The sequence below is a fragment of the Cupriavidus sp. GW821-FHT02F09 genome (assembly GCF_059421605.1).
Map to the genome: position 1 here is coordinate 21,946 of NZ_JBWKVH010000056.1, position 15,238 is coordinate 37,183.

Here is a 15,238-nt window from a genome sequence, read left to right on the forward strand (position 1 = left end):
CCGCAGCGTTAAACAACCGTACCGAGCGGCCACACTGGGCCACGCCCCACGCGCCCTTCCCACTGGACGGTCCGCGAAGAAATGCACGGTGTTCCGCCACTGCCGCCAGGACCTTCCCTGCATTCACCACAATAAAATCGTCCGGGTGGATCTCGTTCTTTGGGAAAAAGTGCGCATACATGTCGCCAGGCTCGGTGTACGGCTCGACCGGCACGCCCTTCTTGGATTTCCAGTTATGGTCCTTGCCTCCATTGACGAGCAAGTCGTATCTAATATCGACCATTAGCCCCGGACGCCAGGCGCGGGGCAGGCGCACGCAGCAGGTGCCGGCAATATCCCAGCCATAGGCGCCAATGACGGTGAAGCCGTACAGGAATTGATCGGTGTGGTTGACGGGCCCGGGCGAGACATTGATATAGGATTTGTCGTCATCGCGGGTGGACAAGCCGCCGCTGGCGCAGGCCGAGAGCAGGGTGAACGCCAGCGTGGCGAACAACAGGCTGAGTCGTCGAAACATGGGGTCGATTTCCAGCTCAGGCAATTGCCCTTCCTTGCGCGATGTCGCGTGGGCTTTCCAGGTGCTGGAAGTTCCCTGCTCGATGCCGTCGGCATTGAGACGCATGTAGCTGCCGCCGCCGTTGATGCGCACCTCCCTGGCTGCGGTGATCTCGATGCGCTCTTGCGCGCTGATGAGCCTCGGCAAAGGCCATCGCGATGCTGCGCCCGATCCCGCTACCTGCACCGGTGATAAGGGCTGTCTTGCCGGAAAACGCGAATTTGGACACGGCTCACCTATTTCTGTGTTAAACCGCACAAAGATAAGTGATTGCGCTGAGGCTGTCGAAAGATTTATTTGTTGACCGACACAAAGTGCGGACGACCGACATGGCTGACCGAGGACGCCCAAGGAGTTTCGATCGCACGGAGGCGTTGAACCGAGCGCTCATGGCGTTCTGGCGGAACGGATTCGAGGCGACCTCGATGAACGATCTTGTCGAGACGATGGGAATCAACTCGCCAAGCATCTATGCCGCGTTCGGATCGAAGAAGGCACTGTTTGCCGACGCCGCAAGCAGCGTCGAAGCGATGTTTGAGGCCGCGGTCGAATTGTTCACTCGACCGGACACGCCGGGCGGTTGCTTTGTCGTGAACTCGGTAGCCAGCAACGCTCCGAACGGGCTCGAAACGAAGCAAATGCTGAAACGGCTTCGGCTGAGCCGGTCGGAACAGATAGCTGAACGGCTGACCGAAGATGTGCGCGGCGGCAAACTTCGGGATGATACCCCCGTTCAAGAACTGGCTGCCCCTTACGCAGCGCTCCTTCACGGTCTTGCGCAGAGCGCATGGGATGGTCTCGGCAAAGAGCGTCTGCGAAAGATTTGCGGTCATTCCAGGAACCTCATTTCTCCGTGGATGATGGACCGAAGCGGTCACTAAGTGCATTGCCGACAACGGCTCCGGCTTCGATCGAGCGAGATCGCCCGCCGCCCGGGTGCCGGCATGCAAAGCCGTGCATGCCGGCTGGGCAGCACCTTCCCCGGTGCATGCCCGCCCAGGCGCAGTGGCGCTGCGGATGCACATACCGTTCCTAAGAGAACGCCCGCCCGGCGGCCGTACGGCCGCCCCCGAGCGGCGCTTGCCACTGCTTCGCGCGTGGCACCGCCTTCATGCACCCCACCTGGTTGGTGAGGATTCGGCGCAGGTTCAATGCCCCCTGAACGCGAGCGCTGCCAGTCCCGCCTGGACACCCTCTCGGTCGGCCCTCGCTCCGCCTCGTCGGTCGCGTGACCTCAACTCACCCGGAAATGCTCCGCCGACTGCTCCGCGTTGACAGCCCGCTGCAGCCAGGCCGGCATCTCGCCCTGCCCGTCCCATTTCTGCCCTTCGGCGTTGCGGTAGGTGCGCGGCGGCGCGGGTGCCCGCAGCGGTGGCGCCACCACGGCATAGCAACCGGCGGCCTGCAGGTCGGCCAAGCTCAGGCCGTGCCTGGCCATCTGGACACGGATCCACACGATGGCCGCGGCGCGCTCAATCTCAAGAGACATGGATATCAGGTTTTGGGAGTTGGAAAGGTGCGACGATTTGGGAGCGGGCGATCAGTCGCCCTTGCTAGCATCCCACACCGCCCGCATCGCTTCCATGCGCCGCGCCGCCTCGGTGGTCAAGTAATGCGTGGTGGTGTCGAGCGAGGCGTTGCCGGCATTTTGCTGCACCACCTCGAGCGGCGCCCCGACCGCCAGCGCCTGGGAAATAGGGGGTGCCGCATCCCGCGCGTGCTAGCCGCGTGCAGCCACACGGCTGCCAGGCGCACCCATCAGCATTACCGAGTTTTTCGATTGTCTGCGTTCCAGACCCCGATTGTCGCGCCGCGCTTCCTGATCGTCGCCATCGACGGTATCGATGCCGCCGCCTACAACAACGCCCCCTCTCCATTGCCTTGATCAGGGAAAATACCGAGACGATCCGATTCCATTGACGCCATGTCGGAGGTAAAAAAAGCGCCCTCGCAGAAGAAGGGCGAAAGAGACTTGCGAGCTAGACAGCCACAACCCAACTTGCGGCAACCCGAAAATCTTCGGCGATACTATCAAAACCCCGGGATGAGTAAACGTGTCATAGAGCCAATACTGCGTTAATTTAATTAAACGTTCGTAATTGCGATACTAACGCTCCCTCCCCCTCCTGCGGCAATCACCTGGCGTGTAGTGGCATCGAGCGAGGCGTGGCCCGTATACCTCCAGCGGCGCGCCGGCCGCGAGCGCGTAGGAAGGATCTGCCGTACTGCGTGGCGGCGGCCAGCCCGGTGTCCACGATCTTGAAACGTCCACAGCAAGACCTGCGGCCCGCTGAGGGGCTACGCTCCTTGCACGGGAACCGGGAGATCTCTCGTCCGGCCAGTCGCAGCACAGGGCTAGTCCGTATTGGGAAGGCGAAGAGCCATAGCCGATGATGAACGGACGAGAGAAGTCAGACTCCGCCACATTTGCGATGAAGCCTGCGAACAATGCCGGTACACCGGCAGCGGAGTGGGTGGAGCGAAGGGCGGGGGCCAAGGGGAACACGGGTCAGCCACACACGTGCCGGGCACAGAACCGCGAAAGCGTGCCACAGGGGCTGGAACGTGTACGGCATGCTGCAAGGCAGAGGAAAAAAGGGGTGGTTCACCGCGCTTCTGCACCACGTCACAGTTGATCTGCTTCGGGAGGCATACACGTCTCACCCACATCCACTCCCACCGGTCAAGTCCGAGGCCTACATAAAGGGGAATGTCCTACATAGCTGAGGACCGCCAAGCAACACGTCGTTCAGGACGTCGCTCATAACCTGTAGCGCTACAAATCCTAGTCGTGGGCATGCACTGGCGTCAGAGTTACACTCATACTGCCATCATGCCGTTGCACGGCGGATGCAATCGTCTCGGCCAGGACTTCCCACAGCAGCCGGCCAGGCGTGCTCAATGTCAGGTCACAACGGCGGGCAAGATAAATCTCTCGACGGATCGCGGGATCTGTCAAGGGAACGGCTACCAGCCCTTTCAATTGCGACGCCAGCAATCCCGGCAGAACGGCAATATAGCGCAGCTGTTCGAGGTATCCCAACATGGACGACAAGTGATCCACCTCGTGGAACCAGGGCAAGGCGATGCCTGCGTTCTGGAGGACAGGGTCGACTTCTTGCCGAGTCGCGCTTCCCGGCCGGAATGCCAAGACGCGGTGACCGGGCAAATCGCTCCAGCGCAGCGTGGGATGCCTTGCCAGAGGATGACTCTGCGGTACGGCCAGCATGAAAGCGTCAACAGCGACCAACTCGGTGTAAAGCTCGCTGCTTGGCCCCGGTAGCGTCGTCAGGCCGAACTCGACTTCACGATTCAGTACCAGTTCCTTGACGCGCGAGCCCGCGTCGTCACGCAAACGTATCTGCACATCTGGGTAGCTATTGTGGAACTCCACGAGCGCGGCAGAGAACAGCGAGTGAGCAACGGATGCCATGCACCCAACCGTTACCTTTCCGGTCAACCCCTGGGCGATTCGCGCCGCTTCCTGGATACCGTCATCGAGTTGCTCCAGCACCGGCTGGATTCTCCGAAGGAGCTGATCCCCGAGTGGAGTGAACGTCATACCTCGAGTTGAGCGATCAACCAAGCGCCCGCCGATCGCCGATTCGAGCTTGGTGATACGGCGACTCAGCGCCGAGGGTGTGATGGAGAGCGCATCCGCGGCGCGATTGAATCCCCCCTGGCGCCCGAGTTCATAAAGAGCCCTCAAATCGTGAAGATCGTAATGGATTCGCATCACGCAACAGTGACTGAATATTATGCAATTGACCACACTAGAAACAATCCGCAACATTACGACCTACGGAATTTCCTAGCCTTTGCCATCTGAGTCTCCCCGTGCCATGACGTCTCTCTCGTTGACCTTGCGCTCCATTTCCAGCTTCTTTGTAGCGGGAGACACGCATCGGCTTGCAGGCCTTCCTGTGGAGAATTGTCGCATAGTCCTCAGGGATCCCGCACGCCGGATCGACCCAAATGGCGACTATGTAGTAAGGCAAATGTATGTGCAGTCATTTGCGTTGACGTTACCACCGTCTCCGCTACCGATCCTGCTTTGACACGGCGGCGGCATGACTGGAAGCCAGTGGGAAGGAACCCCGGACGGCAGGCGTGGCTGGCTCTGGCCCCTGCTGGCAGCCGGCTATGACGCGCTGGTATCCGACGCGGTGGAACGTGGTCGCTCATCGTGGGCCAGGTACCCTGAGCTCTACACCGAGCCACCCTATTTCCGGACCAAGGAGGAGGCCTGGCAGATGTTCCGAATTGGGCCTGCTGACGGCTATGTCAGCGATCCCGCACAGCGCCGCGCTCATCCGCATCAGCAATTCCCCATTGAGTGCTTTGATGATTTCGCCAAGCAATGGGTACCGCGGTGGGCCAATCACGACGATATCGCACTGAACGCCTATACCGAACTAGTCAGCCGGACTGGCATCGTCCGCAAGCTTAGTGCCAGTATTGCTCGCGCATTGAAGGAACAGGCAGTCTTGGATAGGTACGCGAAGGTTGGAGTGGAAATCGTCCCGCCAACATCGCCCGAACAATTCGGAAGCTACGTGACCGATGAGGAACATCGTCTGGCAGACGCCTATCGGGAAAGCGGGATACAACCGCAGTAACGCCGCCCTGCAGCCACGTCATTGCGCAGAACATGCTAACCGTCATTGTTGCCGATCGACGGCCGACACTCCGGCTCGGCCTCACGTAAATCGTGTGGTCCCTCTGCGACATCAGCGAATTCGCGTAAGTGGCTGACGGCCATCAGCTGCGTGCCATCCTCGGACAGGCCAATTCTAGGTTCGCTATGCCATCTGGCAAGGAATTCTTCTCCGAGCGATTAATGGAGGCGCGCTTCTCGCCACCAATGCTTCGTGCATCCGCGACGATAAGTGACTATAACAACAGGTTTTTACAATGTTTTACCTTCCTTCATTGCATCCATTGTAGGCTCGCCTAGATCAAAGCCAGCTCATTTCCGGAAGGCTCGCATTTCCGCAGATTTGCCTTCTTTTTTCCTACAAGAAGCACCACAGTTCGCGATAAAGCGGTCAATCTAATTACTAAAAAGAATTGATTTATATATTCAAGTACATGAGGTCCTGACCAGTCGGATATACCTTGGAAAACGAACCGGCGGTAGGCCTCATCAGGATTTTTCAGGGGTCGTATTTTGAGCACATTGATATGGAACGCGGGGGAGCAATACCAGGTCGTATTTTCTGCGTCCCGGCTCCTGCTCCTGCAGTACCCGACGTTGACTAGCGAATTCCGCTTGCTACAGGGCTTCAGGCGCAACCGCATAGTCAGATGGCACGCCGGTTCTTGCTGTCACCGTTCTCGCTCTTGCTGTTCACAGCCTTCGTTATCCTGCATCGTTGGAGCGACGCCGGCGGCTAGGCGGAACATGCTAGACGTCTCGCGAAGCTACTCGGTCCCTCTCGCTCTTGGCGAACCGCCCGTTCGACGAAGTGAAGATCGATTACTCATTCATCAGCCACCTTGAGGATCCGCGCATGCGCTCCGCGGTGTCGCTCGCGCTCACGAGTGCGCAAGTGCACGACGCCGACCTCGTCGCCGAAGGCATCGAGACCAAACAGCAACTCCGGGCATTGGACCGGCGGGGAGTCGAGTTTGGGCAGGAGTTCCTCTTCTCTGCAGCGCTGCCGCTCGACGCCCTGCTCGCAACCTGAACCACGAAAGACTGAGTCCTGACGATCAGGGAATAGTTTCGACAGTAGTCAGAAAAAAGAATCATGAGAATTGCTTTAGTCGAAGATAACCAAGAGCAGTCCGCGAGAATCGCCATGATTCTGGAGGGCGCCGGCTACAGTTGTACTTGCTTTGCCGAGGGCGCGGCCTTGCAGCGCGCTTTGCGCGAGGGTACCTTCGACCTGCTGCTGCTTGATTGGCGCCTGCCAGGGATCAGCGGCATCGAACTGCTGCAATGGGTTCGGCAGGTTCTCGGTCAGACGCTGCCGGTGCTTTTCATTACCAACAATGTCGCCGACGATGACGTCGTAACCGCCCTAAGCGCTGGAGCCGATGACTACCTGCTGAAGCCGGTCCGCGCCAATGTCCTTCTGGCCAGGATACGGGCGCTTTTACGTCGGGCTTATCCTGAGACCAGCCAGGTCATTCGTGTCGGACCGTATCTGCTCGATCCGGCCAAGCGGTCCATTCATGTGGACAATGTGAAGGTCGGAGTTACCGCACACGAGTTCAACCTGGCGCTTTACTTGTTCCGCAATCTTGGCCGCATGGTCCCTCGGGAATCGCTAGAGAAGACCGTTTGGGGGAGATCAATCGGGGCAGACTCGCGCACCGTGACCACGCACCTGTCACGTCTTCGCGTAAAGCTGGCATTACGTCCTGAAAACGGCATGCGCCTGACCTCTGTGTACTCCCTCGGCTATCGCCTGGAAAGGATTGATCCGGATCCGGAAATCGATGGAGCCATTGACGAGCCCCTCCAGCCCAAGAGCGACTGAGCCCCGTACAGCAAGCCTACAGTAAGCGTGGCCGCAATTCCCGGCTTTCACTGCCCAGTTCGCTATCGTGAGCCATCATCATGGCACGTAGCTCTGTCCACTTGCCGAAGTAATGCACCATGAAGCTGTCCGACCTGCGAAACATCCAGGGCGTATTCAGCTCAACAATGTCCACGCGCGGCGCCTCGTCGAGCGCGCCGGCGCAGCGGGCGAATGAAGTAAAGCTGGTCGCCACCGCTCGCGTAGACGGATGAGACATCCGTCAGACCGACAATCTCGACCATCATGCTGCAGCAATGCATCGTTGCGTGCAGTGAGACGGAAGCCCATCACGTCGGAATTGAACTCCCACTGCCCGATGTCGTGGGTGAGCAATACGTCCCGCCCCGCGAGCAACGGCTCGAGCCTGCGCTGCCAGCCGGCAATCAGCACATCCGCGTCTACCCGTACCACCCACTCGTGGTGTTGTAGATGCGCATGCAGCATGCCGTCGTTTGAACCAGTTTCTGGAGGCTGTCAGGCCGATTTCGGCCGGGATCTTGCGATGCACATGCAGTGTGTAGCCGTGTGCCTCGCAATAGCGGCGCAAACTATGCTCCGCCATGCGTCCATAGACGCTAATGTTCGGCGTGTATAGCGTCACCAGCGCGATCGGCTGACCCGGATTTTAAGTCGCACGCTCCGCCGTCTCGGCCGGCGCGTGATCGGGAAAGCTGAACAGCGGCTGGCTGGCCGCGCGCCGGCGGTTGATGTGGTCCACCAGCACGTCACGGAAGCGCGCCGTTGTGCCTTTGCGGCGTGGGTCCTGCGGGACATCGTCGATACTGATCGCGAAGGTCCGGTGCCGGCACCATTGTGGATCGAAGCTATAACCTGCCTGCATGACTGGGCAAGCACCATCGATCAGCGCCGTACAGTGCTGCGTCTCTTCGCCGCTAAAGAGCTCCGCCTCGGCGTATACCGGCTCACCGCCGAGCCGGCACCACTTCAGAAGCCCATGCAGCGTCTCGTGCACGGCCCGCGTGTTGTGCCAGAACGGCACGTCAACCTGCGGTAGGTCGTGGGACGATGTTCGCACCAACAGGCGGTCGCGCCCGGTCATCAGCCTATCGATGGGCATCGGATCCACGATCGCGGCGTCCTCGCCAAGCAGCAGAACCAACTCGTCCGCCTGAACTCGCCGCAGTGTGTTCAATAGTGCCTCGTACTTGTACAGCAGTTGCCATTGCCGCTGAGCAGGCATGGTAGTCGCGTCGACGAAGGCATGCCGGTATCCATGCAGTGCGGCGTAGCGGCGGTGATTGACCAGGCTCGCGGCGGCTGGCCGCCGGAAATGGCTGACGACGATCATCGGGCGGGCGCGCCGTCGCCCCAGTGGCGCGCCACGGCCTCGCGCACCGTTTCCATATCCCACAGGCCCAAGCAGCGGTCCGCCTGGGGCACGACGCCCACTTCCGGCCCGTAGAAAATGCTCTCCGTGCTGCCCTCGATCAGCAGCGCTCGCGGCGGCGCCAATTCGTAGGGCGCCAGCTCCAAGTTGATCGGCGTCCACTCTCCCGTCTGAATATCGACATTGCGCGGGTAGGTTCGGTACAGGAAGGTTGTGGTCAACAGGTAGCGCGCCTCGCTGGCCGCGCAGTTCTCCAACGCGCGGAGAACGTCCGCATGTGAGAAGTGAAACAGGCAGTCGCGGCACAGGATCAGGTCAGCGGGAGGCAGTCGGTCCTCAAGCAGGTTCAGTGTCAGGAAGCGCCGGCCCGGCCCGCCATAGGCCACCTCGTTGGCCTGCACCAGCTCCGGCACAATATCGGCACCGGTATAGTCGATCCTGGAGAGGTCGACGTGTTGCATCCAGTGGAAGTCCCCGCACGGCACGTCAAGCATTGACGTAACGCCATGGCGCCGCAGGAACCCAGGCAGTTCACGAATGATGCGCTCGGTGTTCCTCAGCTCCGATCCCCAACCAGAGACGCTCTGCCCAGAGTACCACCCCCGTTCCCGGTAGATCTTCCGGAAGATTTCGATTGTATTGTCAGACGTCATGTACCCTCCCCGTCCCGCTGCGCCTTAGCGCAGCGGCCTACGCACCAGTTTGTCCAGCAGCACGCTGTAGGCCGCGACGAGCTGGCGGTTGTCCGGCCTGTGGCGATCGATCAGCGCGCGCTGCCGAGCACGGTACTCAGTGGCCTGCGCATCGTGCCCGTCGATGGCCTCCACCACGCGCCGCGCGCCGCCCGCTACGTCGTTGCCCACGTAGTAGTAGCCGAGGTCAGTGCAGAGCGTGGCATTGTGCACAAGCGGATAGCCCTGCCAGCAGACCTCCAGATAGAAATAGTTCAGGGGGTTCTCCCACTGATGCGAGATCACGATGTCGGTGTTCTCCGCCAGGAACACAGGTGTCTCGTGCCGGCCCAGGAACACCGCCTTATGCTGCCGCACTATATCGAGTTGATTCATCAGGCCGATGAACTCGAGGTTGTGGCGCGCGATCTGCTCGGCGTTCGTGACCTGCAGCAATGCGATATCGTCTGGGCGCTGACGATAAGCCAGTTCGGCGATCAGCGCTGGGTACAGGCAGAACTTGACTACATTGATGTTGGGTTCCATCACGCTGAGACGCCGGGCGCCCGCGTGCGGGCGGTAGCTCCCCCCTTCCGGCATCACTTTGGCGCGCTCGTCAAGAAACACCGGGCTCCAGATGAACGGCACCGTCTGCGCCGGATGGCGTCGCAGCACCTCGAAGTACGACTGACTGATATTGGCAACCTGCGGGATCATCCAGATGTCGTCGTAGCGTTGGTTGATGAACAGGTTATCGCCCCACATCGGCTTGCCGAAGAGCACCGACTCCATCGCGTGCACGTACTCGAAGCCGCAGCAGTACGAGACGAGCCGCGTTCCACGCGCTTTCAGATATTCGGTCTGCGCGGGATCAAGCTGACCGCCCAGTTCGATCACCACATCGACCTCATCCTTGGCCGCCTCGAAGCTCGCCGTCGGCCAGCGGCCTAGATCCCACGGCAGTGCTGGGGTGACCAGCACGGCTGTCGTGTTGACGAGGACCGTACTTTGGACGTTCGGGCAGTGCTTCAGCGCCTCTGCGAGGAAAACGGCATTCTGCTTGATGCCGTTGTTCCAGAGCGTCTCCCGCTCATGATGCAGCCCGATGGTGATCCCGATCCGCAAGCCGGTCATCGCCCCGCTCCTTGCGCCAAACCGGGCGCGCTGCCCTGGTACTGGCGCGGCGCATAGCCGGTCCGGTACCAGCGGCCATCGTTTTCAAGCCGGAAGCTAAGCAGCTCGAACACCGTGCGCCCGTTGGCGAGCTCGGCAACGAAGTCCACGTTCGCATAGCGGCCGTTGGGGATAGCGGACGTACTCTTCCCGTCGCGGATGTGCGCCACCGACGACCATCTGCGCCGGCTGACCGCTCCGAGCGCCTCGCGGGCCAGTCGCGTGCTGGAGACAAACTTCTCCCTCGGCAGCCCCGCCTTGATGAAGGCGGCCGTGCCGTCCCAGAGCTCCCCGAAATTGCCCGCGTCGAGCTGCCGGAGTACACTGTCCGCGTTGCGCAGCAGATAGTCAGCCGATTCCGCTTTCTGTGCCCACGCCGCACCGGCGGCGCCGGCCTCTATGAGCGTCACGGCAAGCCTCTTCATCCTGCCCTTCACGCTGCTCCCTCCTTCAACGCGCGGCATAGAGTTCCGCGAGCGCGTCGCTGTAAACCCGGACATTGACTTCGTTTCCGGGATCTAGTCCGCACAGGAACGCGCGCGCGGTCGCGCGATACCGGTCGAGTCCCACGTCGTGCTCAGCAAAAGCGCGCAACAGAGTGTGGCCGCCCTCCTCGCAATCGAAATCATGATAGTGGTAGCCGCAGTCGCCGATCAGGTGTGAGTTGTGGATCAGCGGATAGCCGCCATGGAGCGCCTCGTAGTAGACGTAGTTCTGACCGTTCTCCCAGTGGTGGCTGATTACCACATCAACGTCCTGCGCTACAACCTGGTAGAACGGGAACCGGCCCTCAAACGAGGCCATCCCATGCCGCACAATATCCAGGCTGCGCGCAAAGCCATTGAAGGCCGCGTGATCCTTCATGTGAAGCGTGTTGTATGCCCAGACATGTTCGAGCATGTCCCGGTTCTCGCGGTGCGCTGCCTCGCAGCACAGCAACGGCACGAAGCACGTCTTGACCATGCAGATGTTGGGCTCGAAGATGCCCGCTCGCCAGCGGCGCCGGCCCGGCTGGTAACCGAACGTGCGGCCGGCCGGCAGCCGCGCCGCCTCGCGCTCTAGCACGAGTGGACTCCACAGGTGCGGCACCACGCGCACGGGGGCGCGGAACGTGCTGCCGAAGTACGGCACGCAGGTGTTCTCGTACTCTGGCAGCGTCCAAACCTCGTGGTACGGCGCGCCGCTGATGAGCAGGCCGTGTGGCTGGTCGAAGACCATCCGCTCGATGTCAATCACGTAGTCGTTGCCCACGCGCATGGAGACGACTTTGCGGCCCCGGTCGCGAAAGGCAATGACCCATTCGCGATCCAGCTGGGCGCTCATCTCGATCATCACGTCGAGGCTCGATGCGGCAGTCTGCATGTCGATCAGCGGCACCGGCGAATCGGCCAGGAAGGCGCCGGCATCGGCAGGCGCGCCGTCGCCACCGCCGGCGACAAGGTACGTCGCGGCCACGCGCGGCGAGCGCATCAGCAGCATCACCAGGAATATGCAGTTCTGGTAGATGCCGTTCTCCCACAGGGACTGCTGGCCTTTGCGTATGTAAATGGAGACCCCCACGCGCAACCCATCGGCGCGATCGCGGACATTGTTGCTCTGGCTCATCACCACCCCTTTGTGCCGGCCCGCGCGAGTCCGCCACAGAGTTGCAACAACCGTTCTGCATATGCGGCAAGGTTGTCCGCGTGGAAAGGATCGACCGCGTCGAACAGCCGCCGGGCGCTGGCGCGGTACTCGTCCAGCCTGTGGTCATGCTCCGTGGCAGCGTGGTGCAACTGCTGTGCGCCGAGCTTAGCATCGAAGCCCGGATAGTAGTATCCGGCGCCGAACATCTGCAGCCACGGCGAGTTGTGGATCAGCGGGTAGCCGCCGTAGAGCGCATCCAGATAGCTGTAGTTCTGGTCGTTCTGCCACTGGTGAGCAACGACTGCATCCGCGTGCTGCGCCATGAACCCCACGATGTCGTGCCTGCCGTAGAACGTCGCCTTATGCTGCCGCACCAAGTCCAGAGAATTGGCGAAGTGCAGCATCGTCGGATGATCTTTCAGGTGCAGGGTATTGAGCACGTGCATAGCGTGTACGCTGTCGGCGTCGGCACGGTAGGCTTCCTCGCAGACCAGCATCGGTACGCTGCACGTTTTGACCACGGAGATATTCGGCTCGAAGATTGCCACGCGCAGCCCGCTGCTGTGTTGACCGGGCACGTAGCCATAATGCAGACCGTACACCCTCACCTCGCGGATGCGCTGATCCAGGAACTGCGGATGCCATAGATAGGGCACCAAATGGACAGCGCAGCGATGCAGCGTGCGCAGGACCGGTGCGAGCGCCGCATCCTTCGGCAGCAGCCAGATTTCGTCGCAGCGGTCCGGGCGCGGGGCGTGGCTCGGCTTGTTGAAGACCGCGGCCTCGGCCAGGCCGGCATAGGGCTGGCCGCAGCAGTAATAGACGACCTTCTTGCCACGCGCGCGCATCAGGTCCAGCCACTGGACGTCGAGGGCGCCGCCCATCTCGACGATCACGTCGACCTCGTCGGTCGCTTCGCGCGTCGTGATGATCCGTAGGCCCTTCGCGGCGGTATCGACCTGCTGTGGCATGGTGCCCTGATCGCCGACGTCGATCAGGCGAACCGCGCACACGAACGGCAGGCGCTGGAAGGCTTCGGCCAGAAAGATCACATTCTGGCCGAGACCGTTCTGCCAGATGTTCTGGCCTTGGTGGGTGATGACCGAAATTCCGATACGCATGTGTGCAGACCAAAAAGAAAGATATAGATCCCGCGTCTATCGCGCCGGATCCGCCGGATCCGCCAGCTGACAGGCTGTGTCAAGGCGGGCTTGCCGTGACCGCCCGTCCGTCGTACTCCGGAAACGGCGCGCGCCGCGCACTGCTCCCGTGGTGAGTTGCCACCTTCAGGGCGCACCGCCCGAGCGGGCGACAACGTCCACGCGGCGATTCGGTGCCAGGCAACGGATCAACGCCTCCCGTCCCTTTTCGGCGCACTGTGTCACCGGCTGTGCTGCGCCCACGCCCCTGGCTGTGACCGCGGCGGCCGGCACGCCATGTGCGATCAGGTATTCGCGCACGGTATGGGCGCGCACCTCGGACAGTTTCTGGTTGGCTGCCTCCGCACCTATCCGGTCTGTATGGCCGACGACTTCCACGCTTTCCAGGCGCGGCGTCTGCCGCAGCGTCTGGGTGAGCTTCTGCAACGCCAGTTTCCCCTTCGGCGGAATATCGCCAGTGGCAGACTTGCCAAAGGCGAACAGTGCATCGGCGGACAGCGTGGTCTTGGTCACCGCCTGCACCGGTACCGGCGCAAGTGCGGCCGGGACGGCAGCAGCGACTGGTGCCTTGGCGGGCGCGCCACAACTGAATACGAGCGCACGAGGATCCTTCGCTACGGCATCTGGCCTAGCGATGTCCTCGACCGCGTCGATGACGTGCACCGGCTTGTCAGTGCAGATGCGCTCGGCGGCCTTGCGGCACGTATCGACACTCGAGAGCAGGCCGTGGCATTCAACCTTGTACGTCCTTGCTCCAGTATGCGAGTCGATCGCCTGGGTGTTGTAGAGCGGTGTCGAGATGCCCGAGCAAGCCGTGAGCACGGCGGTGACCGCCAGCACGACAATGTTCCTGATCACGCGAGAATTCTTCATCCGATCTCCTTCTTGCGTCGCATATTCCGGCCGGCGGGGGGGGCCGCACCACCCCCGCCTTCCGCGGCCAGCCATTACCACTGAACTGCCGCCCCAACACCGACCGTCGCGCCGTTCGGACTGATGCCGACGCCGCCCTTGAACTTAATGTTCTCGGTGATGCGTGCCGCAGCCCCGATCGCGACGGCGGAGTAGCCCTTGAAGTTTCCGAGGCCCACACCGAGCGCGATGGTCTTGTCCTTGTCCGGTTCGGGGATCATGCTCAAGGCCGTGGCGCCCGCGATACCGGAGTAGGCATACCGCGCAGTGTCGTTGACACTTTGCTGCACCTGGTTGAACCGCTGGTCGGTGTAGTCTTTCGACTGCGCGATACCGCTGTTCAACTGGTTCAGGTTCACGGCATCTGTCCCCTGCGTGGCGGCAGCAACGTTAGTGATCTGCCGCTCGCCGCCAGGCGCCCCCACTGAGACAGTGTTTGCACGATCCGCCACGGATCCCGAGCCCACCGCCACCGCGTTCGTTGCCGAGGCATTGGCGCCGGCGCCGACCGCGACGGCATTGGCGCCCGAAGCCACAGCCGCGCCGCCGATGGCAACCGCCTCGATACCGGTCGCCTGCGAGTCGGCGGCCGTCGAGTTCGAGTGGAAGTACTTGATTCCCTTGCCGTTGATCATGTTGACCGCGTCGCCAACGCTGTAAACGTTGGTGGCGGTGCCGTCATTGTTGTACATCCTGTACGTCGGCATTGTCACCGCACCCGTGGCCGAGTTGTAGCTCGCCCCGCCGCCGAGCGCCGCAGCAACGTTGTTGCCGGTCGTGTTGCTGTTGGTTTCCAGCCTGCTGACGCTGGTGGACAGCGAGCTAACGCCGGTAGACAGAGAACTGGCCGTGGTCGACGTCGAAGTCGACAGGACATTCAGGTTGCTGTTCGTCGTGCTCAAGCCCGTCGACAGCGAGCTGATACCCGTCGACGTGGAAGTGGACAGCGAATTCAGACCAGTCGACGTCGAGGTCGACAGGCTCGTCACGTTGCTGTTCATCGTGCTCAGACCCGTCGACAGCGAGCTAATGCCGGTCGAGGCCGAGGTCGACAGCGAAGTGACGCCCGTGGACAGCGAACTGGCCGCGGTTGACGTCGAGGTCGACAGGCTATCCAGGTTGCTGTTCGTGGTGCTCAGGCCGGTCGAGAGCGAGCTGATCCCGGTCGAGGCCGAGGTGGACAGCGAACTGACGCCCGTGGACAACGAACTGGCCGTGGTTGACGTCGAGGTCGACAGGCTGTCCAGGTTGCTGTTCGTACG

At 61.6% G+C, this 15,238-nt stretch carries 15 protein-coding genes and 1 pseudogene; 4 read left to right on the top strand and 12 right to left on the bottom strand.

The features are described from left to right. Positions 1 to 160: 160 nt before the first annotated feature. A pseudogene (locus AC07XB_RS34880) lies at positions 161 to 814 on the bottom strand (DUF3304 domain-containing protein); the annotation flags it as partial. 71 nt (positions 815 to 885) lie between these two features. Between AC07XB_RS34880 and AC07XB_RS34885 the strand changes: the two are divergent. After that, a complete protein-coding gene (locus AC07XB_RS34885) occupies positions 886 to 1,437 on the top strand; it encodes a TetR/AcrR family transcriptional regulator (RefSeq protein ID WP_492832270.1) in 552 nt (183 codons plus the stop codon). Positions 1,438 to 1,790: 353 nt separating this feature from the next. On the opposite strand, the gene AC07XB_RS34890 is transcribed toward AC07XB_RS34885, so the two are convergent. Together AC07XB_RS34890 and AC07XB_RS34895 are read right to left on the bottom strand one after the other, a co-directional pair. Continuing rightward, positions 1,791 to 2,045 (bottom strand): H-NS family nucleoid-associated regulatory protein, encoded by a 255-nt coding sequence (locus tag AC07XB_RS34890; protein ID WP_492832272.1) that lies wholly within the window; start codon positions 2,043 to 2,045, stop codon positions 1,791 to 1,793. A gap of 1,296 nt (positions 2,046 to 3,341) precedes the next feature. Continuing rightward, positions 3,342 to 4,349: a LysR family transcriptional regulator gene (locus AC07XB_RS34895; RefSeq protein WP_492832274.1), complete on the bottom strand. Its 1,008-nt coding sequence runs from the start codon at positions 4,347 to 4,349 to the stop codon at positions 3,342 to 3,344. Positions 4,350 to 4,626: 277 nt separating this feature from the next. Between AC07XB_RS34895 and AC07XB_RS34900 the strand changes: the two genes are divergently transcribed. The 3 genes from AC07XB_RS34900 (at position 4,627) to AC07XB_RS34910 (ending at position 7,044) form a co-directional block, all read left to right on the top strand. Beyond that, on the top strand, positions 4,627 to 5,175 hold the full coding sequence (locus AC07XB_RS34900) for an alpha/beta hydrolase family protein (protein ID WP_492832276.1): 549 nt from the start codon (positions 4,627 to 4,629) through the stop codon (positions 5,173 to 5,175). Positions 5,176 to 6,000: 825 nt separating this feature from the next. Further along, a complete protein-coding gene (locus AC07XB_RS34905) occupies positions 6,001 to 6,246 on the top strand; it encodes an EAL domain-containing protein (RefSeq protein WP_492832278.1) in 246 nt (81 codons plus the stop codon). A 63-nt stretch (positions 6,247 to 6,309) separates the two neighbouring features. Next, the gene (locus AC07XB_RS34910) at positions 6,310 to 7,044 is read left to right on the top strand and encodes a response regulator transcription factor (RefSeq protein ID WP_492832280.1); all 735 of its coding nucleotides are present in this window, start codon (positions 6,310 to 6,312) and stop codon (positions 7,042 to 7,044) included. Between the two features lie 16 nt (positions 7,045 to 7,060). Here AC07XB_RS34910 and AC07XB_RS34915 read toward each other — a convergent pair whose 3' ends face one another. The 9 genes from AC07XB_RS34915 to AC07XB_RS34955 all read right to left on the bottom strand — a co-directional run. Further along, positions 7,061 to 7,279, bottom strand: a complete 219-nt coding sequence (locus tag AC07XB_RS34915; protein ID WP_492832282.1) for a hypothetical protein — start codon at positions 7,277 to 7,279, stop codon at positions 7,061 to 7,063. Positions 7,280 to 7,711: 432 nt separating this feature from the next. Further along, positions 7,712 to 8,395 (bottom strand): hypothetical protein, encoded by a 684-nt coding sequence (locus tag AC07XB_RS34920; protein WP_492832284.1) that lies wholly within the window; start codon positions 8,393 to 8,395, stop codon positions 7,712 to 7,714. Further along, positions 8,392 to 8,895: a class I SAM-dependent methyltransferase gene (locus AC07XB_RS34925; protein ID WP_492832286.1), complete on the bottom strand. Its 504-nt coding sequence runs from the start codon at positions 8,893 to 8,895 to the stop codon at positions 8,392 to 8,394. The genes AC07XB_RS34920 and AC07XB_RS34925 overlap by 4 nt, the downstream gene beginning before the upstream one ends. Before the next feature lie 216 nt (positions 8,896 to 9,111). Then, positions 9,112 to 10,239, bottom strand: coding sequence for a DUF2827 domain-containing protein (locus AC07XB_RS34930; protein ID WP_492832288.1), 1,128 nt, complete (start codon positions 10,237 to 10,239; stop codon positions 9,112 to 9,114). Then, positions 10,236 to 10,715 (bottom strand): DUF4019 domain-containing protein, encoded by a 480-nt coding sequence (locus tag AC07XB_RS34935; RefSeq protein ID WP_492832290.1) that lies wholly within the window; start codon positions 10,713 to 10,715, stop codon positions 10,236 to 10,238. Before AC07XB_RS34935 ends, AC07XB_RS34930 begins: the two co-directional genes overlap by 4 nt. 13 nt (positions 10,716 to 10,728) lie before the next feature. After that, the gene (locus AC07XB_RS34940) at positions 10,729 to 11,883 is read right to left on the bottom strand and encodes a DUF2827 domain-containing protein (protein ID WP_492832292.1); all 1,155 of its coding nucleotides are present in this window, start codon (positions 11,881 to 11,883) and stop codon (positions 10,729 to 10,731) included. After that, entirely contained in the window at positions 11,883 to 13,025 is a 1,143-nt protein-coding gene (locus AC07XB_RS34945; protein WP_492832294.1) for a DUF2827 domain-containing protein, read from the bottom strand. Before AC07XB_RS34945 ends, AC07XB_RS34940 begins: the two co-directional genes overlap by 1 nt. A 165-nt stretch (positions 13,026 to 13,190) precedes the next feature. After that, the gene (locus AC07XB_RS34950) at positions 13,191 to 13,937 is read right to left on the bottom strand and encodes an OmpA family protein (RefSeq protein WP_492832296.1); all 747 of its coding nucleotides are present in this window, start codon (positions 13,935 to 13,937) and stop codon (positions 13,191 to 13,193) included. 74 nt (positions 13,938 to 14,011) lie between these two features. Further along, the coding region (locus tag AC07XB_RS34955; protein ID WP_494752823.1) for a YadA family autotransporter adhesin at positions 14,012 to 15,238 on the bottom strand (1,227 nt) is incomplete at its 5' end.

Excerpts from the sequence above, each read along its gene's own strand:
- AC07XB_RS34920 (WP_492832284.1), bottom strand. The coding sequence starts at position 8,395 with ATGATCGTCGTCAGCCATTTCCGGCGGCCAGCCGCCGCGAGCCTGGTC.
- AC07XB_RS34940 (WP_492832292.1), bottom strand. The coding sequence starts at position 11,883 with ATGAGCCAGAGCAACAATGTCCGCGATCGCGCCGATGGGTTGCGCGTG.
- AC07XB_RS34885 (WP_492832270.1), top strand. The coding sequence starts at position 886 with ATGGCTGACCGAGGACGCCCAAGGAGTTTCGATCGCACGGAGGCGTTG.
- AC07XB_RS34945 (WP_492832294.1), bottom strand. The coding sequence starts at position 13,025 with ATGCGTATCGGAATTTCGGTCATCACCCACCAAGGCCAGAACATCTGG.
- AC07XB_RS34900 (WP_492832276.1), top strand. The coding sequence starts at position 4,627 with ATGACTGGAAGCCAGTGGGAAGGAACCCCGGACGGCAGGCGTGGCTGG.
- AC07XB_RS34950 (WP_492832296.1), bottom strand. The coding sequence starts at position 13,937 with ATGAAGAATTCTCGCGTGATCAGGAACATTGTCGTGCTGGCGGTCACC.
- AC07XB_RS34910 (WP_492832280.1), top strand. The coding sequence starts at position 6,310 with ATGAGAATTGCTTTAGTCGAAGATAACCAAGAGCAGTCCGCGAGAATC.
- AC07XB_RS34895 (WP_492832274.1), bottom strand. The coding sequence starts at position 4,349 with ATGTTGCGGATTGTTTCTAGTGTGGTCAATTGCATAATATTCAGTCAC.
- AC07XB_RS34890 (WP_492832272.1), bottom strand. The coding sequence starts at position 2,045 with ATGTCTCTTGAGATTGAGCGCGCCGCGGCCATCGTGTGGATCCGTGTC.
- AC07XB_RS34925 (WP_492832286.1), bottom strand. The coding sequence starts at position 8,895 with ATGCAACACGTCGACCTCTCCAGGATCGACTATACCGGTGCCGATATT.
- AC07XB_RS34930 (WP_492832288.1), bottom strand. The coding sequence starts at position 10,239 with ATGACCGGCTTGCGGATCGGGATCACCATCGGGCTGCATCATGAGCGG.